At 71.2% G+C, this 24,288-nt stretch carries 21 protein-coding genes and 1 riboswitch; of the genes, 6 read left to right on the top strand and 15 right to left on the bottom strand.

Annotated elements, in window-relative coordinates; all coding sequences use genetic code 11:
- Window positions 1-4: 4 nt before the first annotated feature.
- Entirely contained in the window at window positions 5-721 is a 717-nt protein-coding gene (locus tag ACIO3R_RS36455) for a TetR family transcriptional regulator (protein WP_402111303.1), read from the top strand.
- Here ACIO3R_RS36455 and ACIO3R_RS36450 read toward each other — a convergent pair.
- Entirely contained in the window at window positions 718-1,557 is an 840-nt protein-coding gene (locus ACIO3R_RS36450) for an alpha/beta fold hydrolase (protein WP_385031010.1), read from the bottom strand. The two genes, ACIO3R_RS36455 and ACIO3R_RS36450, sit on opposite strands and share 4 nt — an antisense overlap.
- A 1,287-nt stretch (window positions 1,558-2,844) precedes the next feature.
- Between ACIO3R_RS36450 and ACIO3R_RS36445 the strand changes: the two genes are divergently transcribed.
- Window positions 2,845-3,231: a tyrosine-type recombinase/integrase gene (locus tag ACIO3R_RS36445; protein WP_402111371.1), complete on the top strand. Its 387-nt coding sequence runs from the start codon at window positions 2,845-2,847 to the stop codon at window positions 3,229-3,231.
- Here ACIO3R_RS36445 and ACIO3R_RS36440 read toward each other — a convergent pair.
- Entirely contained in the window at window positions 3,137-4,498 is a 1,362-nt protein-coding gene (locus ACIO3R_RS36440) for a peptidase C39 family protein (RefSeq protein ID WP_402111300.1), read from the bottom strand. The genes ACIO3R_RS36445 and ACIO3R_RS36440 overlap by 95 nt on opposite strands.
- Before the next feature lie 174 nt (window positions 4,499-4,672).
- Between ACIO3R_RS36440 and ACIO3R_RS36435 the strand changes: the two genes are divergently transcribed.
- Together ACIO3R_RS36435 and ACIO3R_RS36430 are read left to right on the top strand one after the other, a co-directional pair.
- Window positions 4,673-5,302 (top strand): uridine kinase, encoded by a 630-nt coding sequence (locus ACIO3R_RS36435; protein ID WP_402111298.1) that lies wholly within the window; start codon window positions 4,673-4,675, stop codon window positions 5,300-5,302.
- Window positions 5,303-5,660: 358 nt separating this feature from the next.
- Window positions 5,661-7,553 (top strand): AAA family ATPase, encoded by a 1,893-nt coding sequence (locus ACIO3R_RS36430; RefSeq protein ID WP_385031028.1) that lies wholly within the window; start codon window positions 5,661-5,663, stop codon window positions 7,551-7,553.
- 98 nt (window positions 7,554-7,651) lie between these two features.
- Here the strand turns inward: ACIO3R_RS36430 and ACIO3R_RS36425 are convergent, their stop codons facing one another.
- The 11 genes from ACIO3R_RS36425 to ACIO3R_RS36375 form a co-directional block, all read right to left on the bottom strand.
- Window positions 7,652-8,749: a hemolysin family protein gene (locus tag ACIO3R_RS36425; RefSeq protein WP_363031350.1), complete on the bottom strand. Its 1,098-nt coding sequence runs from the start codon at window positions 8,747-8,749 to the stop codon at window positions 7,652-7,654.
- Entirely contained in the window at window positions 8,746-10,116 is a 1,371-nt protein-coding gene (locus ACIO3R_RS36420) for a hemolysin family protein (protein WP_385354347.1), read from the bottom strand. Before ACIO3R_RS36420 ends, ACIO3R_RS36425 begins: the two co-directional genes overlap by 4 nt.
- 184 nt (window positions 10,117-10,300) lie before the next feature.
- Window positions 10,301-10,765 carry a PH domain-containing protein gene (locus tag ACIO3R_RS36415; protein ID WP_385040747.1) on the bottom strand — a complete coding sequence of 155 codons (465 nt, stop codon included), beginning with the start codon at window positions 10,763-10,765 and terminating at the stop codon, window positions 10,301-10,303.
- A 22-nt stretch (window positions 10,766-10,787) separates the two neighbouring features.
- The gene (hisG, locus tag ACIO3R_RS36410) at window positions 10,788-11,636 is read right to left on the bottom strand and encodes an ATP phosphoribosyltransferase (RefSeq protein WP_385040749.1); all 849 of its coding nucleotides are present in this window, start codon (window positions 11,634-11,636) and stop codon (window positions 10,788-10,790) included.
- Window positions 11,637-11,712: 76 nt separating this feature from the next.
- Window positions 11,713-11,985, bottom strand: coding sequence for a phosphoribosyl-ATP diphosphatase (locus ACIO3R_RS36405; RefSeq protein ID WP_018524273.1), 273 nt, complete (start codon window positions 11,983-11,985; stop codon window positions 11,713-11,715).
- A gap of 34 nt (window positions 11,986-12,019) precedes the next feature.
- Window positions 12,020-12,505, bottom strand: coding sequence for a 6,7-dimethyl-8-ribityllumazine synthase (gene ribH / locus ACIO3R_RS36400; RefSeq protein WP_024493156.1), 486 nt, complete (start codon window positions 12,503-12,505; stop codon window positions 12,020-12,022).
- Between the two features lie 39 nt (window positions 12,506-12,544).
- Window positions 12,545-13,843 (bottom strand): bifunctional 3,4-dihydroxy-2-butanone-4-phosphate synthase/GTP cyclohydrolase II, encoded by a 1,299-nt coding sequence (locus tag ACIO3R_RS36395; RefSeq protein WP_363031346.1) that lies wholly within the window; start codon window positions 13,841-13,843, stop codon window positions 12,545-12,547.
- On the bottom strand, window positions 13,840-14,484 hold the full coding sequence (locus tag ACIO3R_RS36390) for a nicotinamide mononucleotide transporter family protein (protein WP_363031345.1): 645 nt from the start codon (window positions 14,482-14,484) through the stop codon (window positions 13,840-13,842). The genes ACIO3R_RS36395 and ACIO3R_RS36390 overlap by 4 nt, the downstream gene beginning before the upstream one ends.
- Complete coding sequence (locus ACIO3R_RS36385; RefSeq protein WP_363031344.1) at window positions 14,481-15,098, bottom strand: riboflavin synthase; 618 nt, start codon at window positions 15,096-15,098, stop codon at window positions 14,481-14,483. The genes ACIO3R_RS36390 and ACIO3R_RS36385 overlap by 4 nt, the downstream gene beginning before the upstream one ends.
- A complete protein-coding gene (ribD, locus tag ACIO3R_RS36380) occupies window positions 15,099-16,199 on the bottom strand; it encodes a bifunctional diaminohydroxyphosphoribosylaminopyrimidine deaminase/5-amino-6-(5-phosphoribosylamino)uracil reductase RibD (protein WP_402111293.1) in 1,101 nt (366 codons plus the stop codon).
- A gap of 155 nt (window positions 16,200-16,354) precedes the next feature.
- Window positions 16,355-16,485, bottom strand: a riboswitch (FMN riboswitch).
- A gap of 521 nt (window positions 16,486-17,006) precedes the next feature.
- A complete protein-coding gene (locus tag ACIO3R_RS36375; protein ID WP_402111292.1) occupies window positions 17,007-18,224 on the bottom strand; it encodes an ROK family transcriptional regulator in 1,218 nt (405 codons plus the stop codon).
- 167 nt (window positions 18,225-18,391) lie between these two features.
- Between ACIO3R_RS36375 and ACIO3R_RS36370 the strand changes: the two genes are divergently transcribed.
- Complete coding sequence (locus ACIO3R_RS36370; protein ID WP_385354337.1) at window positions 18,392-19,624, top strand: MFS transporter; 1,233 nt, start codon at window positions 18,392-18,394, stop codon at window positions 19,622-19,624.
- A gap of 183 nt (window positions 19,625-19,807) precedes the next feature.
- The gene (locus ACIO3R_RS36365) at window positions 19,808-21,202 is read left to right on the top strand and encodes a uracil-xanthine permease family protein (protein WP_402111289.1); all 1,395 of its coding nucleotides are present in this window, start codon (window positions 19,808-19,810) and stop codon (window positions 21,200-21,202) included.
- Window positions 21,203-21,728: 526 nt separating this feature from the next.
- Here the strand turns inward: ACIO3R_RS36365 and ACIO3R_RS36360 are convergent.
- Window positions 21,729-22,673, bottom strand: coding sequence for a GNAT family N-acetyltransferase (locus ACIO3R_RS36360; RefSeq protein WP_402111287.1), 945 nt, complete (start codon window positions 22,671-22,673; stop codon window positions 21,729-21,731).
- A partial coding sequence (locus ACIO3R_RS36355) for a peptidase C14 (protein ID WP_402111285.1) occupies window positions 22,670-24,288 on the bottom strand: 1,619 nt, incomplete at its 5' end. The genes ACIO3R_RS36360 and ACIO3R_RS36355, both read right to left, overlap by 4 nt.

Below are 24,288 nucleotides of genomic sequence, written 5' to 3'. Positions count from 1 at the left end.
TCCGGTGGTACGACAGCAACGCGCCGTCCGTTCACGCAAAGCTATCCTGCGAGCCGCGGCAAGGGTCGTCGACCGGCACGGTCTGACCGCCGCGACCATCGCCAGGGTGAGCGTCGAGGCGGGCCTCTCCAAAGGCGCGATCTACTTCCACTTCGCCGACAAGAAGGCGCTGGCCTCCGCTTTGGAGCAGGAGGCGGCACGGGCACTGGACAAGATGGCGGCCGCCCGGACGTGCCGGCCGGCTCCGGCTCCGGCTCCGGCTCCGGCTCCGGCTCCGGCTCCGGCTCCGGCTCTGACGACGATGGTCGAGACGACGCGCGAACTCGCCCGCGCGCTGACCGACGACGTGGTCGTGCGGGCCGGGTTCCAGGTCAGCTGCGACCGTGCCGAGGGGGGAGAGCCGGTCCTGCGCCGTCGGCTCTCCTGTCTTCTGGTGGGGCTGCTGGAGGAGGCCCGGCGCGACGGAAGCCTCGCACCGGGCGCCGCGGTCGACGACATCGTCGTATGTGTCGTCGCGATCACGGTGGGCATCCAGATGCTGGCACGCCAGCGCGGCGCCGCCCCAGTGAATTCCCGGGTTCTGGAACTCTTCTGGCGCGTCACCCTTCCCGAACTGGCCCCCGGCCCGCCGCCGACGCACCAGAAGCCTCGGACACAGGACGGGGAGGGGAGCGGTCCGGAAGGCGGATCGGTGACAGGTGATGCGCCCGACAACCTTTAGCCCGGGCAGGGTTCCGTCCCGCGGTGGTGGACTGCTCGGGCGAGTGCCTCCGTCATGTGGCCGGCCAGCCCCACCGGATCCTGCGCGTGCGCAAGATGCCCCTGCTCGGGCATGACGGTGACGTGGGCGCGCGGCAGGGCCGACGCGAAACGAGCGAACGCGTCGCCATAGGGGACGGTGCCCTCGTTCTCGGATCCGAGCAGCAGGGTGACGGGAAGATCGAGGGCACCGAACGCCCCGAGATCGGCGGGGTGCTCGTTGAGAGCGGTCAACTCGTGGAGGAGAGGGGCGGCCAGTGGCCTCAGGACTTCCCACGTGTCGCTTTCACGCAGCCGCGCAACGTACTGCGCGGAGAACCCCGACAGGTCCCGGTTCACGATCTCCACGGCACGGTCCAGGTCATCTGCGGCATCAGCCTCCCGCAGCGCGTCGAGCACCTGGTCACCGAAAGGCCGTACGACGGGTTCGTAGAGAGTCAGCGTATGGACGTACCGGGTGTTCTGAGCGGCGGTCTCCAGCGCCACCAGCCCACCGAAACTCCAGCCGAACAGGTCCACCCCCTGCCGCGCGCCCTCCTCCGCGGCGATCACCTCCAGCACGTGGCCGAGGTCCTCGATCTCGGTGCGGAGCGAGTAGCCCGGCCCGAGCGCACCGCTCGGCCTCCTCCCGCGCCGGTTGAGCACGTAGACCGATCCGGTCACTTCCAGCGCGTCCACGACCGGCTGCCACGAGGCTGCGTCGGCCATGACACCAGGCACGATCAGAAGAGGCCGGCCGAGACCGGCACGCCGAGTCAGGGCAAGCGAAATACCCCCGCGTTCCACGTGCTTCAGCACGAGTGATACCTCCCGAAGTAATCTCCGTGCCCGAGAGAAGGCACATATGGGAGGCACAACGACCGCCCGGACGAGGAGAAACGGCGGCCTCACGTCGGACTTTCGTTCCTGCCCGGCGGTTGTCGGAGACGTCCCAGCGCCTGCTGATGCCCCGGCAGCGGGTGCGGTGCGGGATGAGCGCGCCAACGGCACCCGCAGCGTCACCACCTGACCGCGGGCCACCCCTCCGCACCCGCGTACCCAGCCCGTCCAGAACCCACCCGGACGGGGCTGCCCCATATCCAGCACCGGAGCAAGGTCCGGTGGTGCCCCGACACCGGACCCGTGAGCACGACCGCCGTGTTTCTCGCGTGCCGGTCCGCTTCACCTGCGGTGCGGGGACATCGTCGGATACGGCGATGCCCGAGCGGTGGAAGCCTCGGACGGCCACGGTGGTGGCGTCGGAGGGCGACGCCGACGCAGTGCCCTGGCTGGGGCTTCGCGGAGTTCGTGGGGCGTGACCGGCCGCTGACCGCAGACGCGCGCCGCCTCCGCACAGCCGCGCGTTGTACGGGCAGGGCCCTGGACGGCATGAAGGCGGGCTTCCGCGCACGCGTACGCCTCGTCCCAGGGCCTGTATTGGGTTGTGATCGCTGAGCGGTTCGCGTGAGGTCCTTGATCCAGTGGTACGCGTCGAGACCTGTTCCCAGGGCGAGTTGGACTGGTCCCGCTTTACGAATCCCACTGCCAACGCCCTACCGGGCTCAGCATCTGCCCGAGACCCCGACGCATCAGGCAAGCGGTGGACCGTTCGGTACCGGGAGCCGGGCGGACGAACCGCCCGTCAGCGAGAGAAGTCGTTCGACAGGAAGAAGGACGCTGTCGAATTCGCCACGAAGGTAGAACGGGACAAACGAGAGAACCTCTACGTCGACCCCAGCGCCGGCAAGGTCTCCGTCCATCGGTACACAGAAGAGTGGCTCGCGGGAAAAGCCGCGTCAGCAGGAACTCTTGAGTCCTACGAGCGCATCATGTGCCTGCACGTCGCACCCTTGGCTGATTCCATAGGGCCTCGACCGGCCCCCGCAATTTGGCTTATGGCGTCTTGCGGGCTCCGCACAGGGGAATCTCCGGGAGTACGTCCAGGCGATTTCCATGACGGGATCCTCAGGGCTCGAAGGCACTCGAAGGCAAGTGACGCGCTACAGAGACACCAGCGGAAAGTACGTACAGAAGTACGCTCCTTTGAAGCATCGAAGGGAAGGCGAGTAGCGCGATGCACCCGTCCCTGATTCTCCGGGGGCTTTCATCGGCCGAACGCCCATCCGCAACGCCGACGGAGGTCTTCCGTACCCGGATCTATTTCGTAAGTCCTGGGTGCGGGCGATCAAGCTGCTGGGACTCCCCAAATACACACCGCACGACCTTCGGCACAAGTGGACGACCGTGACCTTGACCAGCGGCGTGTCCATTCACGAGGTGTCCCGTTGGCTCGGACATCGCTCGATCAAGGTCACGGTCGACCCGTACGGCCACCTCACGCAGGACGGCCATGAACGCTGCCGCCAGGTAGTCGAGGTGGCCGTGGGCCCCTACATGCTCACACCAGGCCGAGCGACCGCAGAGCACGGTGCTGAGTTGGTGCTGGGTCAGACGGCCAGTAGACGTAACAGACCCCACCCGTACCGCTTCTGACCTGCCCGTTCGCGTCATAGCGCTTCGTGCGGAGCCAGATCGTCTCCCACTCGTGCCGCCGGTAGACGCGGCGGACCGCCTCGTCGCTCGGTGACGCGGGGTCGTTGGCGATCACGTCGCCGTCCGCGGTGAAGCCGATCACGGTCATCAGGTGGCCCGAGGTGCCGTACCCCGCGCCCGTCAGCTCCTCCTTGAGGAACGACTGCGACGTTATGGCCGGGATCCCCGCCCGGACCAGGGTCTCCAGGTCCTTCAGCGAGCCCAGCCGGGTCACCACGGCGCTCATGCCCTCGTACGTGGCCGCGTAGGCGGCGTTGAACGGCCAGTTGCCGCAGCCCTCGTACTGGTTGTCGTAGGTGAAGCGCGCCGCGTGGCAGACCTGCGGGTCCTGGAGTCCCGGTTCGACCCAGGCGAGGTCCTCGGCGCTGGGCCTGCGGCCCCAGTACTCGATGATCATCTGCGAGGAGGTGGGGCTGCACCACGCCTCGCCGCCGTTGTCGTACTCGGGGTACTGGCCCACGTGCACGTTCTGCGAGTAGCGCGGCACCGGCAGCTCCCGGACCAGGCCGGGGACGGAGGCGGGCACGGTGAAGCGGTCGGGGATGTCGGACGCCATCGCGCCCACTCGCCACACCGTGGGGGTGAGCCGGGTTCCCGGGGTGCGGTACAGGGTCAGCCGCAGCCGGTAGGAGACGAGCCGCAGGCCGCTCGCGGCGTCGTCCACCGAGAAGGTGTCGGTCCAGATGGAGCTCTTGCCGTCGCTCTGGTCGTCGACGGAGGTGCGGCGGATGTCGCCGTCGCCCGCCGCCCAGCGGCCCATGACGTACCAGGGGGTCCCGGTGCCGTCCGAGTAGCCGCCCTGGAGTTCGATCTGGATCCAGGTGCCGGCCGGTGTGTGCGCGTTCCAGGAGGCGATCGCCTCGGTGGCGGGGACGGCGGAGCGGTGGACGGGTGAGGTCCAGGTCGCGTACTCCCATGCCGCCGTCGTACCGGTGTGCGGGTCGGTGTAGTCGGTACGGCCCAGCGGGTGGCCGATCACCAGGCCCGCGCGGCGGCCCGCGACGGCGCGGGTTCCGGCGCCGGAGCCGCAGCGCCAGTCGGTGTACGTACTCCAGGAGTGGTTGTCCACGGGAGAGGCTGCCGTCGAAGGTGCGTGGTGCGGGGCACGAGAGGGGGCGGCGGAGGCGGTGGACGACACCGCTCCGGCGCCGGCCGCTGCCGCGATGGCGGCGGTGAGCACTGTTCTGCGTGAGGTCGGACTGGGCATGGGCGAGACCCCCGGTCGTAAGCGGAATGGGGCTGCGGGTGCACGACAGTGCGCCAACTATTGCGGGTCGTCCCCCGGTTCGGCCAGTGATTCGCCTCGTGCCGCCCGACCAATATTGGTCTCGACCACTGGCGTGACCTGCGGCAGCTTGGCACCGGCTCGTAGGCTGGGCGGATGAACGACCTCTCGCCCCACGCCGCACGGCTGCGCGCCCTGCCGCCCTCCTGCGGACCGGTCCGGCTGATCGCCGTCGACGGCCACGCGGGCTCCGGCAAGAGCACCTTCGCCGCCCGGCTCGCGTCGGTGCTCGACGGCGCACCCGTACTGCACCTGGACGATCTGGCCACCCACGAGGAGTTCTTCGACTGGACGGACAGGCTCCGGGAGCAGGTCCTGGAACCGCTGTCGCACGGGACGCCCGCACGCTACGAGCCGTACGACTGGACGGCCCGGGACTTCGGGCCGCCGCGCGTCCTGGAACCCGCACCGGTGGTGCTGGTCGAGGGGGTCGGCGCCGGCCGGCGGGCCCTGCGCCCCCTCCTCGCGCACCTGCTGTGGATGGATCTGCCCGCCGCCGAGTCCTGGGGGCGGGGCCGGCGTCGGGACGGGCCGGCCCTGACGGCGTTCTGGGACGACTGGACCGCCGCCGAAATGGCTCACTTCTCGGCCGATCCCTCCCGCCCCTCGGCCGATGTACTGGTACGGCAGTTGCCTGTGGGGTACGAGTGGCTGAAGGGATCCGGTGCGACAGCGGGAGTGAACCATTCCGTCACCCACCGTGATCATTTCGCGCCGCCATACTGAGCAGTCGGAAATCGGCCCGGAAGTGCCTCAACTCTGCTTGACCCGGGGCGGTACAGGTCTTACGTTCTCAATGTGCGGCTTTTCGGAGCCCCCGCAGACGCGAAGCCCCCGGTTGTTCCCCCGTGATCGGGGGCTTCGTTCTGTGCCCGGCGCCCGTTTCCGGCCGTCGTTCACCGCATTCCGCTTACCGTGGGTCACGGTCTTCCTTCGGCCTGTGGTGCCCTTAGTCGGACACTCCCTGCGCAGGTACGATGCCTCTCGGTGCGGTCAATTCCCGTCCACGGCACAGTGATTCGGCGCGCCTCGACGGGCGGTCGTGCGGCGGGACATCCTGGGGGCACGGTTTGTGGGGGACCAGATGGACATCGGCACGCAGGGCGCACAGGCCCCGGCCGACCTCGCCTGGCTGCGCGGCGTGGACGCCTGCACCATGGGCGCCTATCCGCAGGCCGAAGAGGAATTCAGCACTGCGGTGCGGCTCGATCCGGGCATGGCGGACGCCTGGCTGGGCCTTCATGCCCTGCGGGTCGACACCACGACGGCGCTGCTGCACATGTACCGCCATCGCGACCGCTTCGGTGAACAGCGCGGCCGTCATCGCCGCACGCTGAACTCCTGGTACTGGCTGGGCTGGTGGGTGCAGCCGGTGCTGGAGAGCCCGCGCGACCTGCTGCTGGCGCACGCCTCGCACTGGCTGGACGGACGCCATGTGCCGGAGCTCGACCGGGCGTTGGCCGGGCTCCCGCCGGTGGACGCCGACGCGCAGGTCCGCTTCCTGCACGCCTGCCGCTCCTACCTGGTCAAGGACTGGGAGCAGCTCGTACGCCATACGGAGCAGCTGATCGACGATCCGCTGCTGGGCATCGAGGCAGGCCTGTTCGGCGGAATGGCGCGGGTCCGGCTGGAGATGTACGGACAGGCCGAGCCGCTGCTCTCCACCGCGCTGATGCGCTGTCGCAGCGAGCAGCCGCAGCGCAAGGAGCTGCGGTACTGGCTGGCCCGCGCGCACGAGGGAACCGGCCGCAGCGCGGCGGCCCTTCCCCTGTACCGGGCGGTGCACCGGATCGATCCGGCGTTCATGGACACCTCGGCGCGGCTGGCCGCGATCGCGGACTACGACGGCCTCGACGGCTCCGACGAGGTGTCGGGCCTGGCGGCGGTGTCCCTGACCGGTCCGGGCGTCGACGGCACGTTCGCGGAGAGCCAGCCGGACGGCGACTCGCTGCTGGGCACCGATCTGGTGGACGGGCGGGAGCTGCGCCCCGGCGGTGAGCCGCAGGACCTGCCGGGGGTCGGGGTGTCACCGCCGCCGGGCGGGGCACGGGAGAAGACCGCGGTCCCGGGCCAGTCCGCGCCGCATCCGTTCCCGGCCGGCCCCAGCGATCCGGTGCTCCTTGCGGAGGCGTTGGCGGAGCTGGAGCGGATGGTCGGGCTGGAACCGGTGAAACGGCAGGTCAAGGCCTTGTCCGCGCAGCTGAACATGGCGCGGTTGCGGGCCGGCCAGGGGCTGCCCGTTCAGCCGCCGAAACGCCATTTCGTCTTCTCCGGACCGTCCGGCACCGGGAAGACCACGGTGGCCCGCATTCTGGGGCGGGTGTTCTACGCGCTGGGTCTGCTCGGCGGCGACCATCTGGTCGAGGCCCAACGGGCGGACCTGGTCGGTGAGTTCCTTGGCCAGACGGCGGTCAAGGCCAATGAACTGATCGACTCGGCGCTGGGCGGGGTGCTGTTCGTCGACGAGGCGTACAGCCTCTCCAACACCGGTTACAGCAAGGGCGATGCGTACGGGGACGAGGCCCTGCAAGTCCTCCTCAAGCGTGCGGAGGACAACCGGGACCATCTCGTCGTCATCCTGGCGGGATACCCGGAGGGCATGGACCGGCTGCTGGCCACCAATCCCGGGCTGTCCTCGCGGTTCACCACGCGGGTGGACTTCCCCAGCTACCGGCCGCTGGAACTCACCTCGATCGGTGAGGTGCTGGCCGCGGAGAACGGGGACGCGTGGGACGAGGAGTCCTTGGACGAGCTGCGTTCCATCAGCGGCCATGTCGTCGACCAGGGCTGGCTCGACGAGCTGGGCAACGGGCGGTTCCTGCGCACGCTGTACGAGAAGAGCTGCGCCTACCGCGATCTGCGGCTCTCCGGCTATGCGACGGTGCCGACGCGGGACGATCTGGCGACGCTGCGGCTGCCGGATCTGATGCAGGCGTACGGCGAGGTGCTGTCGGGGCGGCGGCCGCCGGCGGGGTGAGCGGGGCCGCTGCTTCGCCCTCGTACGCCGGACGGGCCGGAAGACGCCCTCGATCGCCGGACGGGAACAAGCCCGTCCGGCGATCGAGGGCGGCCGGGTCAGCCGACCAGGGCCGTGAGCTCGTCCGAGCCGGTCTTCTCCTCCTCGGTGCGGCGCGGCTCCGAGACCCGGTGGGCCGGGTCGCGTACCTCGCCGACCAGCATCTCCAGGACATCCTCCATGGCGACCAGGCCGAGTACCCGGCCCGACGCGTCGGCGACCTGGGCCAGGTGCGTCGCGGCGCGGCGCATCACGGTCAGGGCGTCGTCCAGCGGGAGTTCGGCCCGTACCGTCGCCATCGGGCGCCACACGTGCTGCGGGACAGCCCGCTCGCCGTCCTCCAGGTCGAGGACGTCCTTGACGTGGAGGTAGCCCATGAACGGGCCGCCGCCCTCGGCGCAGACGGGGAACCGCGAGTAGCCGGTCCGTACCGTGAGGGCCTCGATGCGGTGCGGGGTGACGGACGGGTCGACCGTCACCAGGCCGGCCCGGCGGAGCAGCACATCGGTGACGGGCCTGCTGCCCAGCTCCAGTGCGTCCTCCAGCCGTTCCTGCGCGTCCGGCCCCAGGAGTCCGGCCTGCCCGGAGTCCTCGACCAGCCGGTTGAGCTGCTCGCTGGTGAAGACGGCCTCCACCTCGTCCTTGGGTTCGACGCCGAAGAGCCGGAGCACCAGCCGGGCGCAGGCGCCCAGCGCGGAGGTGACCGGCCGGCAGAGGCGGGCGAAGCCGACCAGGCCGGGGCTGAGCCACAGCGAGGTCTTCTCCGGTGCGGCCATCGCCAGGTTCTTCGGGACCATCTCGCCGATGACGAGATGGAGGAAGACGACGAAGACCAGCGCCAGCACGTAGCCGAGCGGGTGGATCAGCCCCTCGGGCAGGTGCACGGCGTGGAAGACCGGCTCCAGCAGCTGGGCGACGGTCGGTTCCGCGACCGCTCCGAGGGTCAGTGAGCAGATGGTGATGCCGAACTGGGCGGCCGCCATCATCTGCGGCAGGTTCTCCAGTCCGTACAGCACCTGCCGGGCCCGGCTGGACCCGGTTGCCGCGAGCGGTTCGATCTGGCTGCGGCGTACGGAGACGAGTGCGAACTCGGCGCCGACGAAGAAGCCGTTCGCGAGGACCAGGAGTCCGGCGAACAGCAGTTGGACGAGGCTCATCGTGCGGCCTCCAGGACACCGCGGGCGGCCGGTCCGGCGGTGACCGGGTCAGCGGCCCCTGCCAGCCGCACGAAGCGGACCTTCTCGGCCCGGTAGTGGCCGACCTGGCGGACCGAGATCCGCCAGCCGGGCAGTTCGGCCCGGTCGCCGGGCGCGGGGATCCGGCCCAGCAGATCGGCGACCAGACCGGCCACCGTCTCGTACGGGCCGTCGGGTACGTCGAGCCCTATCCGGCGCAGGGTGAGGACCCGGCAGCTGCCTTCGGCGTCCCAGGCGGGCCTGCCGTCCTCGGGGGCGGCGGGGGCCAGCTCTGGGCGGTCGGCGCCTTCGGCGTCGTGCTCGTCCCTGACCTCGCCGACGAGTTCCTCGATGATGTCCTCAAGGGTGACGACACCGGCGGTGCCGCCGTACTCGTCGACCACGACGGCGATCGGCTGTTCCTTGCGCAGCCGCTGGAGGAGCTGCTCGACGGGCAGGGTCTCGGGCACCAGCAGCGGGGGCACCGCGATCCGGCCGGCCGGGGTGCGCAGCCGGTCCCGGGACGGGACGGCGAGCGCGTCCTTGAGGTGGATCATGCCGACGACCTCGTCGATGCGCTCCCGGTAGACGGGGAAGCGGGAGAGGCCGGTGGCCCGGGTGAGGTTGAGGACGTCGGCCGCGGTGGCGGACGTCTGGAGGGCGCTGACCTTCACCCGCGGGGTCATGACGTGCTGGGCGGTGAGGCCGGCGAGCGACAGGGTCCGTACGAAGAGATCCGCGGTGTCCTGTTCGAGGGTGCCGGCCTCGGCGGAGTGCCTGGCCAGGGAGACCAGCTCCCCCGGGGTGCGGGCGGAGGCCAGCTCGTCGGTCGGCTCGACGCCGAGCAGCCGCACCAGCCGGTTGGCGACGGTGTTCAGCAGCCCGATCACGGGCCGGAAGACCATGGTGAACCGGTGCTGGGGTCCGGCGACGAACCGGGCGACCTGGAGCGGTTTGGAGACCGCCCAGTTCTTCGGTACGAGTTCGCCGATCACCATCTGGACGGCTGCCGCGAGGAGCATGCCGATCACCACGCTGATGCCGGGAACGGCACCGTCGGGGAGACCGGTCAGGGTGAGTGGGCTCTCCAGCAGCTGGGCGAGGGCCGGCTCGGCGAGCATGCCGACCACCAGTGAGGTGATGGTGATGCCGAGCTGGGTGCCGGACAGCTGGAAGGAGAGTTCGCGCAGGGCGTCGACGACGGTACGGGCCCGCCGGTCGCCCTCGGCGGCCGCGCGCTCGGCGTCCGCCCGTTCCACGGTGACGAGCCCGAATTCGGCTGCCACGAAGAATCCGTTGGCGAGGATGAGAAGGAATGCCGCAGTGAGAAGCAGCAGGGGGGTGGTCATACCGCCGCCTCCACAGAAGGGGCGGCGCAAGTACTACCGGAAGATCCGTCCATTGCTGGAGGGAGTCACTCCTTGGGTCGCAGGGAAAGCCCCGCAGGTCTCGGGGACCTCTGGTGGGGGCGGGGCGCACAGGGCGCCGCCGCCCTCCAGAGTAAACAACAAGAGGCCCTGCGGGGCAGGGGGCTCAGCCGTTGTCCGTGCCCGAGCCGTGGTTCTCGGCGAGGGCGCGGAGCGAACGGGCGTCACGAATGGCCTGCTCCTTGGCGATTCCGGGCTGGATGCCGAGGGCGGGCATGCTGGTCCCGTCGCTGAGGTCGAGGAAGACCCACGGGTCACCGACCCGCAGGTTGACGCGCACGATCTCCGCCCAGGACAGCCGCCTGGTACGGGTGAGATTGACCACGGTCACCCCGTTGTCGTCCGCGACGATCTTGGGGCGGCTGAGCAGCGCGAGAACGCCGAGGAAGACCAGCGCGGTGAGGACGAAGCTGGTCCGCTCCCCCGCGCTGAGCTGCTCCAGGGTGAAGGCGACGACGGTGATGACGGCGAACATCACCACCCCGACGCTCAGCAGGACCACCCGGGTGCGGGTCGGCCGGAAGGTGACCGGAAGGGCGGGGGGTTCGGTCCGTGGTGCGGGCGCTGACATGGTCTTCTTCCGTGTCCCGCCGTCAGAGACGGCAGGCGTGGATGGCCGTGGTGAGGATGGCGCGGGCGCCGAGGTCGTACAGGTCGTCCATGATCCGCTGTGCTTCCCTGGCGGCGACCATGGAGCGGACGGCGACCCAGCCCTCGTGGTGCAGCGGGGAGATGGTCGGCGACTCCAGGCCCGGGGTGAGGGCGACCGCGCGCTCCAGGTGCTCGACGCGGCAGTCGTAGTCCATCATCACGTAGCTGCGGGCGACCAGGACGCCCTGGAGCCGGCGCAGGAACTGCTGCACCTTGGGCTCGTCGTCCGGAGCGCCGATGCGCCGGATGACGACCGCTTCCGACTGCATGATCGGCTCGCCGATGACCTCCAGGCCGGCGTTGCGCATGCTGGTGCCGGTCTCGACGACGTCGGCGATGATCTGCGCGACGCCGAGCTCGATGGCGGTCTCGACGGCGCCGTCGAGGTGGACGACGGAGGCGTTGACCCCGGCGTCGACGAGGTGCTTGGCGACGATGCCCTCGTAGGAGGTGGCGATCGTCAGGCCGTCGAAGTCCTGCGGTCCCTCGGCGGTGCCGGGCTTGGTGGCGTAGCGGAAGGTCGAGCGGGCGAACCCGAGCTGGAGGATCTCCTCCGACTCGGCACCGGAGTCCAGCAGCAGGTCACGGCCGGTGATGCCGATGTCGAGGCGGCCCGAGCTGACGTAGATCGCGATGTCACGGGGCCGCAGGTAGAAGAACTCCACCTCGTTCTCGGGGTCGACGAGGACGAGCTCCTTGGACTCCTTGCGCTGCTGGTAGCCGGCCTCATGGAGCATCGCCATCGCAGGCCCTGAGAGTGAACCCTTGTTGGGGACGGCGATGCGCAGCATGAGGTCGGGTTTCCTTTGCGAAAGGGGTCGGTGGAATGCGGGACGCGGTACGGGGGCCGTGCTCGGGGATCCGGGCTCAGAGATGGGCGTAGACGTCGTCGAGCGAGATTCCGCGCGCGACCATCATCACCTGGACGTGGTAGAGCAGCTGGGAGATCTCCTCGGCCGCGGCGTCCTTGCTCTCGTGCTCGGCGGCCATCCAGACTTCGGCGGCCTCCTCCACGACCTTCTTGCCGATGGCATGCACGCCCTTGTCCACCAGTTCGGCGGTACGGGAGGTGGAGGGGTCGCCGTTGGCGGCCTTGAGCTGCAGCTCGGCGAAGAGCTCTTCGAAGGTTTTGTTCGCCATGATGTCCTTAGAATACGGGGTCCCGGACCCGCACTCAGCGCCAGGGTTCGCTGACCGAGCGCAGTGTGGTGGCGGTGGCCACGGCGGCGGTGACCGCTTCGTGCCCCTTGTCCTCGTTGGACCCCTCGATGCCCGCCCGGTCGAGTGCCTGCTCCTCGGTGTCGCAGGTGAGGACGCCGAAGCCGACCGGCACACCGGTGTCGACCGCGACCTGGGTGAGGCCGTTGGTGACGCCGTGGGACACGTATTCGAAGTGCGGGGTGCCGCCTCGGATGATCACACCGAGGGCGACGATCGCGTCGTAACCGCGTCCGGCCAGCACCTTGGCGACCACCGGGAGCTCGAAGCTGCCGGGGACCCTCAGCAGGGTCGGCTCGTCGATGCCCAGCTCGTGCAGGGCGCGCAGTGCGCCGTCGACGAGTCCGTCCATCACCTTCTCGTGCCACTGCGCGGCGATGACCGCCACGCGGAGGTCACCGCAGTTGCGTACGGACAGTTCGGGTGCGCCCTTGCCGCTCATGTCTCTCCTACCGCTCGATTCCTCGGGTGACTGCTGGATCTACTGGTTGCCGCAGGTCGACACGGTGGCGGCGTCGAGCCAGGGCAGGTCGTGCCCCATGCGGTCGCGCTTGGTGCGCAGGTACCGCAGGTTGTGTTCGCCGGCCTGGACGGGCATCGGTTCCCGTCCGGTGACGGCCAGGCCGTGCCGCAGGATCGCGGCGGTCTTGTCGGGGTTGTTCGTCATCAGGCGCAGGCTGTGGACGCCGAGATCCTTGAGGATCTGGGCGCCGGCCGCGTAGTCCCGTGCGTCGGCCGGCAGACCGAGCTCCAGATTGGCGTCGAGGGTGTCGACGCCGCGCTCCTGGAGTTCGTACGCGCGCAGCTTGGAGACGAGCCCGATGCCCCGCCCCTCGTGGCCGCGCAGATAGACCACGACGCCGCGGCCCTCGTCCGTGATGCGCCGCATGGAGGCGTGCAGCTGGGGGCCGCAGTCGCAGCGCTCCGACTGGAAGATGTCGCCGGTCAGGCACTCGGAGTGGACCCGGACCAGGACGTCGTCGCCGTCCCCGATGTCGCCGTGGACCAGCGCGACGTGCTCGACGCCGTCCACGGTGGAACGGTAGCCGTAGGCGGTGAACGCGCCGAAGTCCGTGGGCAGCCGGACCTCGGCCTCGCGGCGGACCGTCGGCTCGGAGGTGCGCCGGTAGGCGATCAGGTCCTCGATGGAGATGATCGTGAGCCCGTGCTTGCGGGCGAACGGGACCAGTTGGGGAAGGCGCAGCATGACGCCGTCCTCGCCCGCGATCTCGACGATCGCCCCGGCGGGCCGCAGTCCGGCGAGCCGGGCGAGGTCGACGGCCGCCTCGGTGTGGCCGTTGCGCACGAGCACGCCGCCGGGGCGGGCGCGCAGCGGGAAGATGTGGCCGGGGCGCACGAAGTCGCCGGGGCCGGCGGTGCCGCCCGCGAGCATCCGGAGCGTGGTGGCCCGGTCGGCGGCGGAGATGCCGGTGGTCACGCCGTGTGCGGCGGCGGCGTCGACGGTGACGGTGAAGGCGGTCTTCATCGACTCGGTGTTGTGGTCGACCATCTGCGGGAGTTCGAGCCGTTCCAGCTCGTCGTTCTCCATCGGCGCGCAGATGAGTCCGCGGCACTCGCTCATCATGAAGGCGACGATCTCGGGGGTGGCCTTCTCTGCCGCGATGACGAGGTCGCCCTCGTTCTCCCGGTTCTCGTCGTCGACGACCACGACGGGGCGGCCGGCCGCGATGTCGCGGACGGCCTGCGCCACGGGGTCGAGGGTGAGGTCCTCGTCGGGCGCGAGGTGTTCCCGGTGCAACCAGGTGGGCTGGGCAGTCATGCCGTGGCTCCTTCCAGAGCGGGTGTCCGCGTACGCAGCCACCAGTCGCGCATGCCCCACAGGACGAGGGCGCCGTAGACGACGTAGATGAGACCGGAGAAGGCGAGACCGCTGTGGAAGTTGAGCGGTACGCCGACCAGGTCGACGAGGAGCCAGGCGAACCAGAACTCGACCATGCCGCGGGCCTGGGCGAGCATCGCCACGAGCGTGCCGGCGAATATGTACGCGTCCGCCCACGGGCTCCAGGAGAGCGAGGGGAACGCGGTGAACAGGCCACCGACCGCGAGGGTGCCGACCGCGGCGCCGCCGAGCAGGTAGCCGCGTTCGCGCCAGGTGGCGAACCGGACGGCGATGGAGCCGTCCTGGGCCCGCTGCCTGCCCCGGGTCCACTGCTGCCAGCCCCAGACGGCCACGGCGATGACGATGACCTGCTTGCCCACGCTGCCCGCCTGGTGCACGGAGACGTTGGCGGCGACCAGGACGGCACCGGACAGCAGCTGGGCGGGCCAGGTCCAGATCGAGCGGAGCCAGCCCAGGGTCAGGGCGATCAGACCGATCGTGTTGCCGATCATGTCGGACCAGATGATGTGCTGTCCGAAGACGCTGAACGCCTCCGAGTTCAGCCAGTGCAGGGCGCTCACTTCACCGGCTCCTCGGGCTCCTGCGCGCGGTGGCCGAGCAGTCGCTCGACGTACTTCGCGATGACGTCCACCTCCAGGTTGACCGGGTCGCCGGGCTCCTTGTGGCCGAGCGTGGTCAGGGCGAGGGTGGTGGGGATGAGGCTGATGGTGAAGTAGTCGGGTCCGGCGTCCACGACGGTCAGGCTCACGCCGTCGACGGTGATCGAGCCCTTCTCCACCACGTACCGGGTGAGCTCCGCGGGGAGGGAGACCTTCACGATCTCCCAGTGCTCGGAGGCCTTGCGCTCGACGATGCGGCCCGTGCCGTCCACGTGCCCCTGCACGATGTGCCCGCCGAGGCGGCCGCCGACCGCCATGGGGCGCTCCAGGTTGACCCGGGAGCCGGGACGCAGCGCGCCCAGGCTGGACCGGTTCAGCGTCTCGGCCATCACATCGGCGGTGAACTCCTGCTCGCCGTGTTCGACGACGGTCAGGCACACGCCGTTGACGGCGATCGAGTCGCCGTGCTTGGCACCCTCGGTGACCACGGGTCCGCGGAGGCGGAATCGGGAGGCGTCGCCGAGGTTCTCGACGGCGGTGACCTCACCCAGCTCTTCGACAATTCCGGTGAACACTCAGTTTCCCTTCGGGGCGGGGCCGGGGACGGCGGTGATGCGCAGATCGGGGCCGATACGCACGGTCTCGGTCACATGGAGGCGCAACGCCTGGGTGATGGTGGTGATTCCGGCGTCGGCGAGGGCCGCGGGGCCCGCGCCGAGGAGCACGGGGGCGAGGTAACCGACGATCCGGTCGACCGCCCCGGCCGCGACGAAGGCCCCGGCCAGGGTCGGTCCGCCTTCGAGGAGTACGGAGCGGATGCCGCGCCCGTGGAGGGCGGCGAGCAGCTCGGGAAGGTCCAGTCCGGGGCCGGCCGCGGCGCGCGGCAGCCGCAGGACGGCCTCTTCGGGGAGGTGGCGGACGTCCGCGTCGGCGGCGACCGCGACGAGGGTGGGCGCCCTGGTGTCGAGGACCCGGGCGCCGGGCCGCACGGCGGTGGCGGCGGTGTCGACGACGACCCGCAGCGGCTGGACCGCGCCGTCGATGCCCCGGACGCCGAGCTGGGGGTCGTCGGCGCGGGCGGTGCCGGAGCCGACCACTACGGCGTCCGCCTCTGCGCGCAGCCGGTGGACGTCGGCGCGGGACTCGGCCGAGGTGATCCAGCGGCTGGTGGCGTCGGCGGCCGCGACCCGGCCGTCCAGGGTCGCCGCGTACTTCCACGTGACGTGGGGCCGGCCCAGGCGCACCGAGGTCAGCCAGGCGGCGTTGCCCCGCTCGGCCTCTTCGGCGAGGAGGCCCTGCTCGGTCTTGACGCCGGCGGCGCGCAGGGTGTCCGCGCCGCCGGTGGCCTGCGGGTCCGGGTCGCCGACCGCGTACACGACGCGGGCGAGCCCGGCCTCGATGAGTGCCTGGGCGCAGGGGCCGGTGCGGCCGGTGTGGTTACAGGGTTCGAGGGTGACGTAGGCGGTGCCGCCACGGGCCTTCTCGCCGGCCGCGCGCAGGGCGTGGATCTCGGCGTGCGGCCCTCCGGCGCGCTGGTGGAAGCCCTCACCGACGGGCCGTCCCGCCGCGTCGAGGACGACGCACCCGACGACCGGGTTGGGGCTGGTGGAGCCGAGACCGCGGGCTGCGAGCACGATGGCTCGGCGCATTGCGGTGATGTCGGCTGCGGTGTCCACCGGGTCCTCCTGCCTCTTCGGGCACGGACTCCGGGGCCTGTCGATGACGACAGATGAAGCGGAACGCGGAACGGGGACGCCGAATGCCCGAAAAACGGATGGATCGGTCGCCCGAAAACCATCCGCCGACGGCGGCGTACCCGCGAAACGGCCCGCCGCGCACTGCCTCCCATCCGGACTTTAACCGTCGGTCCAGGAATCCCACCTGGTCAACCGGCCGCTGGATGCGGACGGGTCGCGGACTATAACCGCCGGTTCGGAATTGCACCGACCCCGGAGTGCGCTGCTGCTGGTACAGGATCAGTGTGCCACGACTCGCCGTGACCCATACGGGCGAACGCTGTGGAGTGGCTCACAGACAGCCTGTGACCAGGCTGGTTTCAGCCGTTTTCCGGGGTGGGGGTTTTGTCCTCAATCGCCGGACGGGCTTGATTTTGTGCGGGTACCCCGCAGGGGTGCGCCATGTCCGGTGGGTGGGGGGGGTGGTGCCCCTCCGGGGCATCACCTCAGAAATGGCGTGTTCACCCGGGTACGCGAGGGACCCGGGTCGTACGCCATTTCCTGCGGGGACTCCCCTGCACGTCCCCACCCCTTGCATCACCCGCGTCTGCACACCGGTTCTGCGACTGCCGCAGACGCGGGACGGCCGGGTTCGGGGCCGTGCAGGGGAGTCCCCGCAGGACGACGAACAGATACCCGGGCCCCTTCGCGTACCCGCCGAACGTTCGTCGTCCGAGGAGACGCCCCGGAGGGGCACCGAACCCCCACCCGCACCGCAGGCGCACCCCACGGGGCACCCGCACGCACTCAAGCCCGTCCGGCGATTGAGGACGGAACCCCGCGCCCCGGAGACCCCGCACCGAACAGCGCGTCCTGCGCCGCCTCCCGCGCCGCGAGCAGCGCGCCGCGCAGGACCGCCGTCCCGCCGAGGAGACCGGCCCTGACCTCGGTGCGCAGCGGGGACATCATGGCCAGGCGTTCCTCGACGCGGGCGGCCAGCGCGTCGCCGCCCGCATGGCCGACCTCGCCCGACAGCAGCACACAGCCCGGGTCGAGGACCGAGGCGACGGCTGCCGCGCCCAGGGCCAGCCGGTCGGCGAGGGTGTCGAGGAACGCCTCGCTGTCGCCCGTGCCCGCGAGGGCCGAGCGCACGGCGACCGCCGCGCCCGGTTCCCGCCCGCCGGCCGGGGTGGCGATGCCGTGGGCGGCGGCCAGTTCGCAGAGCGGCACCGAGCCCACCAGGGAGTGAAACCCGCCGTCGCAGTTGACGGCAGAGGGCGTGCCGAGGGTGCCGGGAACCGGCAGGAAGCCGATCTCGCCCGCGCCGCCGGAGGCCCCGCGGCGCAGCTTCCCGTCCAGCATGACGGCCGCGCCGACGCCGTGTCCGAGCCACAGCAGGACGAACGTGTCGTGGTCGCGGGCCGCTCCGACGCGGTGTTCGGCGACGGCGGCGAGATTGGTCTCGTTCTCGACGAGGACGGTCGCGGGCAGCCGCTGCTGGAGCGCCCGGACCAGGGTGCGGTGCCAGGCCGGCAGGCCCGTGGTGTCGCGGAGTTCCCCGGTGACCGGATCGATCAGGCCGGGGGCTCCGATGCCGACGCTGTGGAGCGGCGCGGTGCCCGCCCGGCGCGCGGTGCGTTCCACGAGACCGACGGCCTGTTCGACGGCGTCGTCGGCGGCGGTCTCGCTGCCGATCGGCAGGGTGGCCTCGGCCAGGGTCGCGCCCAGGAGGTCGGCGACGACCACGGCGACGCTGTCGGTACGTACGTCGAGGGCGGCCAGGTGGGCGCGGTCGGCGACGATCCCGTAGAGCCGGGCGTTGGGTCCGCGGCGCTCGGCCCCGGACTCGCCGACCACCCGGACCAGGCCCGCTCCCTGAAGCCGTTCGACCAGGTCGGCGACGGTGGGCCGGGAGAGCCCCGTCAAGGTCTTCAGCTGTGTGGCCGTCAGCGGGCCGTCCTGCTGGAGGAGCCGCAGGGCGAGCCGGTCGTTGATGGCCCTGGCGGTGCTCGGTGATGCGGGCATGCCGGGATCCTTCCAGACCGCCGCCGCGGTCGGTGCCGCGGTCGGTGGCGGCACGGTCTATTTATCAGGCAGGGTTCCTGATAGTTTACTGCCCGCATCGTGGAGAAGGGCGCCGGGGAGCGTCGGAACCGCGGCATCGGACATTTCCCAGGGGAGGGCACGGCGGTATGACGACGGATTCCACGGCAACGGTCTTCAGCATGGAGCAGGTGAGGCGCGCCAGGTATGCCGTCGCCACGGTCTTCGCCGTGCACGGCGCGGTGACCGGCAGCTTCGCCACGCGGGTGCCGTGGATCCAGGACCACGCCGGGGTCAGCGCGGGACAGCTCGGGATCGCCCTGGCCTTCCCGGCGATCGGCGCCTCGCTCGCGATGCCGCTGGCCGGTGCGATCAGTCACCGCTTCGGCGCCCGGACCGCGCTGCGCGGGCTGCTGATGCTGTGGACCCTGGCGCTGGTCCTGCCCGCCCTGGCCCCCAACCTGCTGACGTTGTGCGGAGCGCTCCTGGTGTACGGGGCGTCGGCGGGCATGTCGGACGTGGCGATGAACGCGCTCGGGGTCGAGGTGGAGAACCGCCTCAACAAGTCGATCATGTCCGGGCTGCACGGGATGTGGAGCGTGGGCGCCCTGATCGGTTCGGCGGCGGGCACGGTGGCCGCCCATCTGGGAGCCGACGCACGGCTGCACCACGTCATCGCCGCGCTCGTCCTCACCGCACTCGGCCTGCTCGCCTGCCGGCGGGTGCTGGACCTGCGCAGCGAGCCGGACACCGAGGCACCGCCTCGCTTCGCCCTGCCGCCCAAGTCGGCCCTGATCATCGGTGCGGTGGGCTTCTGCGCGGTGTTCGCGGAGGGCGCCAGCCTCGACTGGTCGGCGATCTACCTCCGGGACGTCCTGGGCAGCTCCGCGGGCCTGGCGGCCGCGTCGACGACCGCGTTCGCGCTGACCATGGCGGTGGCCCGGATCGCCGGCGACCGGGTCGTCGACCGCTTCGGCGCGGTGCGGACCGTACGGACCGGCGGCGTCCTCGCCACGGTCGGCGGGGTGCTGGTGGTCACCGCGCCCAACGCGGCCCTGGCGATGTGCGGGTTCGGTCTGATGGGCCTCGGCATCGCCGTGGTCGTGCCGCTCGCCTTCGCGGCGGCGGGGCGCAGCGGGCCCAACCCGAGCCAGGCGATCGCGGGTGTCGCGACGATCACCTACACCTCGGGCCTGATCGCCCCGTCGGCGATCGGTTCGCTCGCCGAGGCGACCTCGCTGATCGTCTCCTTCGGTCTGGTGTCGGTGCTGGCCTTCGGGCTGGTGCTCGGAGCCGGTGTGCTGCGGGCGGGCGACCGCAAGACGGTGTCCTCCTCGGACGCCGGCGTTCCGGGTACCGCTGCGGCCGAGCCGCGCCCCTGAGCCGTCCGCGCCCCGAGCCGTCCGGGTCACCGGGCGCGGCGGTCGGCGGTCCGGTGCCTTCGTGCCCGGATCCCGGCCGGAGGCAGGTGACCAGTCGGCACTAACATGGCGCTGATCATTTCCGCGGTCCGCGCCGTGCCCCGCGAGGCACCGGCCGGCCGCACCTCCACACAGGGAGCAACCATGGGCGGCCTCGGCGTGCGCTGGACCTTGCACGGCGACGGGAAGACCCCGGCACCGGGAGCCGTGGTCCGGCCGGACGAACGGCTCACCTGGCCCCGTACGTTCGGGCTCGGCGCCCAGCACGTGGTCGCGATGTTCGGGGCGTCGTTCGTCGCTCCGGTGCTGATGGGGCTCGACCCGAACCTGGCGATCATGATGTCGGGTGTCGCCACGGCCATCTTCCTGCTCGCCACGCGCGGGCAGGTGCCCAGCTATCTGGGGTGCTCGCTCTCGTTCGTCGGGGTGGCCGCGACGATCCGGGCGAGCGGTGGCAACAGTGCCGTGGTCACCGGTGCGGTCCTCGTGGTCGGTGCGGTGCTCTTCCTCGCCGGTCTCGCGGTGCAGCGGTTCGGCGCCCGGATCATCCATGCGGCGATGCCGCCGGTGGTGACGGGTGCGGTCGTGATGCTGATCGGCTTCAACCTGGCGCCGGTGACCGCCGCCACCTACTGGCCGCAGGACCAGTGGACGGCCCTGCTGGTGATGCTGTTCACCGGACTGGCCGTGGTCTGTCTGCGCGGCTTCCTCTCCCGGATCGCGATCTTCCTCGGTCTGGTCTTCGGCTACGTCCTGTCCTGGGTCCTGGACCGGGTCTTCGGGAAGATCCACTCCCCTGCCGGCGGCGCCGAGACCGTTGACCACTGGCGGCTGAACCTGAGCGGGGTCGCGAAGGCCGACTGGATCGGGCTGCCGAGCTTCCACGCGCCGAGCTTCGAGTGGTCGGCGATCCTCGTCGCGCTGCCCGTCGTCATCGCGCTCATCGCCGAGAACGCCGGCCATGTGAAGGCCGTCGGCGAGATGACCGGCCGCTCCCTGGACGGCAAGCTGGGCACCGCGATCGCCGCGGACGGCGCCGCGTCGATGCTGTCGACCGCGGTGGGCGGCCCGCCCAACACGACGTACTCGGAGAACATCGGCGTGATGGCCGCGACCCGGGTGTACTCCACCGCCGCCTACTGGGCCGCCGCCTGCTTCGCCCTGCTGTTCGGCCTCTGCCCCAAGTTCGGCGCGGTCGTGGCGGCCATTCCCGGCGGGGTCCTCGGCGGCATCACGGTGATCCTCTACGGCATGATCGGCCTCCTCGGTGCCCAGATCTGGCTGAACGCCAAGGTGGATCTGCGCAACCCACTGAACCTGGTTCCGGCCGCGGCGGGCATCATCATCGGGGTCGGCGGGGTCAGCCTGAAGGTGTCCGACAACTTCGAGCTGAGCGGTATCGCGCTCGGCACCATCGTCGTGATCACCGGCTACCACGTGCTGCGGGCCTTCGCGCCCGCCCATCTGAAGACCCAGGAGCCCCTGCTCGACTCGGGGACGTCCGACTACGACGAGAAGCCTCCGGCCGACGGGGCCTGACCGCTCAGCCCGTCGCCGGCCGGTACGCGTAGTCGGGGCTGAAGGTGCCTGCGGCACCCTCGCAGCCGGGATGGCGGTAGAGCCCGCCGCCGGACGGGACGGCAGCGCCGTGGGACACCCGCGGCGGGGCCGGTGTCCGTGACCGGGCCGGATGCGGGGCGCCGGGCGCCGACGAGGCCGGCGTCGCCGTCGCGCTGGGCACCCCGGGCAGCGGCGCGGTGATGGCGGGACGTGCGCCGGCCCGCTCCCCCTCCCCCCGCGACGGCGGAGATCACCCCGGCCGCCGTACCGACGGCCACCACGGCGGAGGCGACAACGGCCATGGCCTGACGGCGGGCACGTCGTCTGCGCTGCCTCAACTCCCTCTGTGCGATGAGGCGTTGCTGACGTACGCCCGACACTCCTCGTTCCCCTCCCGGCTCCGGGCCACGCTGCCGTCCGGCGCCACCGCGAGCCTACGGGCGGACGACCGCTCGCGTGGCGCGGTCGGAGGAGCCGGGGGTACCGTGCGGGTCCCGGTCGGGGCTCAGAAGCAGTCGCCGTACCAGTGGACCGCGCCGGGCGCCGTGACCGTGGCCCGTACCGACTCGGCCGAGGCGTGCAACGGCCTTGCCATTCCCACGTGTTCGGTGACCTGCCGGGCGTCCGCCAGCAGGGCGGGAAGCGCGGCCCGCACACCGGGAGTGACGGGAATACGGACCCGGGCCCGGGTCTGCCCCGCCGCCCGGCCCCGGGAGGCGACGGCGGCGAACAGCGGCCCCAGGCACGCGTCCGCACCCGCGAACTCGCGCACCTCCGCACAGTCCCCCTCGTACCCGGCCACCATCCAGCCGGCGAGCGCGCCGGAAGCGGGGTCCTCCGCCACGAGCGACCGGTCGGCAGGGCCGTACCAGGCGGGGACCCGCACCGCCCAGTCCTCGGGGGCCCGCAGCGAGCTGAGCGGCCGCTTCGCGTTGTACGCGTGGTGCAGCGCGGCCACCTCCACGGCGTCCCGCGCGGTGGCGTCACGGACCCGGAACGCCCCGGCGGCGGACGACCGGGCGGACGGGGCGGCGAGTGTCCCCTCCGTGTACGTGCCGGCGAACTCCTGCCACCCCGAGCCCCGGTAGACACCCGGCGTCCCGGTGAACAGCAGGGACCATGCGCACTGTTCGGCCGTCATGGTGCGCTCCGCCGCCACCAGCAGCCGTCGCACCAGGCCCTGCCCCCTGGCCTCGGGACGGGTCGCCACACTGCCGATGCCGCCGACGCGCTGCGGGGTGCCGTCCGCGTCCCGGATCAGTCTCGGCACATAGACGACGACCGCGTCGACCCCCTCCCCCGCGTCGTTCTGCGCGACGAACGTGTGCCGGTGGCGGTCCGGGTCGAGCGCGTGCAGGGCGGCGAGGTGCGGGGACTCGAAACACCGCTTCCACAGGGCTGACAGCCCGGGGTCGTCGGCCGCCGTGGCGGTGCGGACGGTGGCGCTCACAGGATCAGGTTCCCGTCCGTGCGCACCCGGTCGCCGTCCTCGGGCATCGCCCCGCGCCGCGTGCCGTTCTCCACGCACGCGGTGTGCAGGACCGAGTCCATGGCTTCCGGGGCGAGGTGGAGGACTCCGCCGGTGAAGCGGCTCCCGGTCGCCGCGTAGTGGTTGGTGCCGTCCGTGATACGGACATGTGCGGTGTCCGCTCCGGCGGCGGTGCTGCTGAGGCCGGTGAGGTCCCAGGTGGTGGTCCCGGAGCCGGCCGCCCGGCCGAGCAGCGCCTTGGCCTTGTTGCCGCCGGTGAGCCGGGTGCCTCCGGTGACGGTGATCCGCTGGTCGCGCACGGCACTGAGTTCGATGCCGGTGTTGTGGTACGTACCGCCGTCCAGCCGCAGGTCCGCCGACCCCACCGAGAGGGGGGCCGCGTCGTCGGCGCCGGTGACGGTGCAGTCGGTGAGGTGCACGGGGCCCGCACCGCGCAGGACGACGCCGTCGACGCCCTTGAACGTGCAGCGCACGAAGTGGACGGGCGCGGTGACCGGGGTCTGGACGAGGACGGCGTCGGCGGGCGGTTCGAAGGAGCAGTCGCTGATGGTGGTCGGCCGGGTGGAGCGGTCCGAGCGCTGGGCGACGGCGAAGGTCTTCGCGGTGCAGCCGCGCACCTGGGCCCCGTCGGCGTTCACCGTGAGGGTGCCGGCCTGGTCGAAGGTGGGGCGCGCGATCACCGTGACGTCTTCCAGGGTCAGATCGGTGATCTTCGTATTGGCGGTGAACCAGGAGCAGACGTGTCTGCGCACGGTGATCCGCTTGGCGGAAATGCCCCACTGGGCACCCGAGTTGGCTATGTCCATCAGCCCGGAGTTGCCGTCGAAGAGCAGATCGTGCTCGTACTGGCCGTGAGTGGTGAAGGGGTTGCCGCCCGCGTCGTCGCCGTCACCGTGGCAGTTCACGACGGTGCAGTAGGCGGAGGCGGTGAGGTCGTTGAGGTGGCGCACATTGCTGGTCGTGCAGTCGGCGACCCGGCCGTACAGGCAGTAGATCTGCTGGGTGAGGTAGCCGGCGCCGCCGTACTCGACGGTGGGCGGGTTCTTCAGCGAGCAGTCCTCGGTACGGAAGCGGGTGCACCAGCGGCGCATGATCACCGGCCAGAAGGTGCCGGTGGCGTGGATGCCGGAGACGTCGCAGCCGACGGCGTACTCGAAGCTGACGGGGTGGGAGCCGGTGTACTCGTCGGTGCCCGCGCCCTCGAAGACCATGTTGCGGATGTGGGTGTTGCGGACCGGTTCGACGCGGGTCCAGGTGAGTGTGCGGCCCGCGGCGAGCTCCCAGCCGTTGAGGTAGCCGATCCGGATGTGGCCCGCGTCGATGATCTCGGTGATCTCGACCATTTTCTGCAGCTCGCGCTCGTCACCGCCGCCGCCCGCGACCGGGGCGACCTGCACCGCCCACCACTGGCCCACCGCGAACGCCTTGGCGTCCGGGACCGGGAAGGTGTCGGTGAGTTCGATGACCTTGCCGGACAGCGCGTGCTTGACGGTGGTGTCGGTGACGGTGCCGCGGAAGGAGAGGACGGCGCCGAAGGGGTTGTCGTGGGTGTTCTTCTCGATGCCTTCGGTGCGGA

This window comes from Streptomyces sp. NPDC087428 (assembly GCF_044744085.1).
GTDB lineage: Bacteria > Actinomycetota > Actinomycetes > Streptomycetales > Streptomycetaceae > Streptomyces.
Note: the sequence above shows the minus strand (reverse complement) of the source record. Positions and strands in the feature narration are given on the sequence as shown.